The sequence below is a fragment of the Actinomadura sp. HBU206391 genome (genome assembly GCF_014323665.1).
In the GTDB taxonomy this organism is placed as follows: domain Bacteria; phylum Actinomycetota; class Actinomycetes; order Streptosporangiales; family Streptosporangiaceae; genus Actinomadura_C.
Genome location: NZ_JABVEB010000547.1, coordinates 1 through 1,379, shown reverse-complemented (window position 1 = coordinate 1,379; position 1,379 = coordinate 1). Strand labels below are relative to the sequence as shown.

At 72.7% G+C, this 1,379-nt stretch carries 2 protein-coding genes; both read left to right on the top strand.

The window, feature by feature from the left end:
* The first annotated feature begins 125 nt into the window (after positions 1-125).
* Positions 126-926, top strand: a complete 801-nt coding sequence (locus HKK72_RS39310; RefSeq protein WP_187239439.1) for a TlyA family RNA methyltransferase — start codon at positions 126-128, stop codon at positions 924-926.
* A 10-nt stretch (positions 927-936) separates the two neighbouring features.
* Positions 937-1,379: NAD(+)/NADH kinase (locus HKK72_RS39305; protein ID WP_187239438.1), on the top strand; the 443-nt coding region annotated here is incomplete at its 3' end.

Here is a 1,379-nt window from a genome sequence, read left to right as displayed (position 1 = left end):
GGCGGGCTCGGCCACGTGCCGGTGTCCGGCCATGTGGAGATCTTCAGCGACGTGCACCAGCGGCTGCAGGACGTACTCGCCTCGATCGACCAGGACGGCCCGCGGCCGCCGGCGCCACGACGGCCATGACGCGTCGAAGGCTCGATGCCGAGCTGGTGCGGCGCGGGCTGGCCAGGTCGCGCGAGCACGCCGGTGAGCTGATCGGCGCCGGCCGGGTCCGGGTCGGCGGGCAGACCGCGGGCAAGGCCGCCACCCAGGTCGAGACCGGTGCGGCGATCGTCGTCGACACCGCCGCCGAGGGCCCGGCCTACGTCTCCCGGGGCGGTCACAAGCTCGCCGGCGCGCTGCAGGCGTTCTCGGACCTCGATCCGAGGGGGCGCCGGTGCCTGGACGCCGGAGCGTCCACAGGCGGTTTCACCGACGTGCTGCTGCGCGCCGGAGCGGCGCACGTCGTCGCCGTCGACGTCGGCTACGGCCAGATCGCCTGGTCGCTTCGGACCGATGACCGGGTGACCGTGGTGGAACGGCTGAACCTGCGGGAGCTCACGCCCGCCCACGTCGGACCCGAGCCGCCGAGCCTGGCGGTCGCGGACCTGTCGTTCATCTCGCTCCGGCTCGTGCTCGGGCCGATCCACGGCTGCATGACCCCCGACGCCGACTACGTGATGATGGTGAAGCCCCAGTTCGAGGTGGGCAAACACCGGGTCGGCGCGGGCGGAGTCGTCAAGGACCCGGCGCTGCGCGCCGACGCGGTCAGGGGCGTCGCCGAGCACGCACTCACCCTTGGCCTCGGAGTCCAGGGGGTCACGGCGAGCCCGCTTCCGGGGCCGTCCGGCAATGTGGAGTATTTCCTGTGGCTTCGGGCCGGTGCGCCGCCGTTGGTGGAGGCCGACCTTGTGAAGGCGATCGAGGAGGGACCTCAATGAGCGTGAGCCGATGAGCGCCAAACGATCAGTGCTGATCGTGACGCACACCGGACGGCCTGGGGCGGTGCGCAGTGCCCAGCTGGTCATCGAGCGGCTCAGCGAGGCCGGCATCGCCGTACGTGTGCTCGACGCCGAGGCCGAGGACCTCGCGTGCGCCGACGTCGACGTGATGCCGTCCTCGGCCGCCGCCGCCGAGGACGCCGAGATGGTGATCGTGCTCGGCGGCGACGGCAGCCTGCTGCGCGCCGCCGAACTGGCCCGCCCCACGGGCGCTCCGCTGCTCGGCGTCAACCTCGGCCACGTCGGCTTTCTCGCGGAGGCCGAGCGGGCCGACCTCGCCGCCACCGTCGAGAAGGTGGTCGGCCAGCAGTACGACGTCGAAGAGCGGATGACGGTCGACGTGACCGTACGCCAGGACGGCGAGGTCACCGCGACGACGTGGGCGCTCAACGA

Excerpts from the sequence above, each read along its gene's own strand:
- HKK72_RS39310 (WP_187239439.1), top strand. The coding sequence starts at position 126 with ATGACGCGTCGAAGGCTCGATGCCGAGCTGGTGCGGCGCGGGCTGGCC.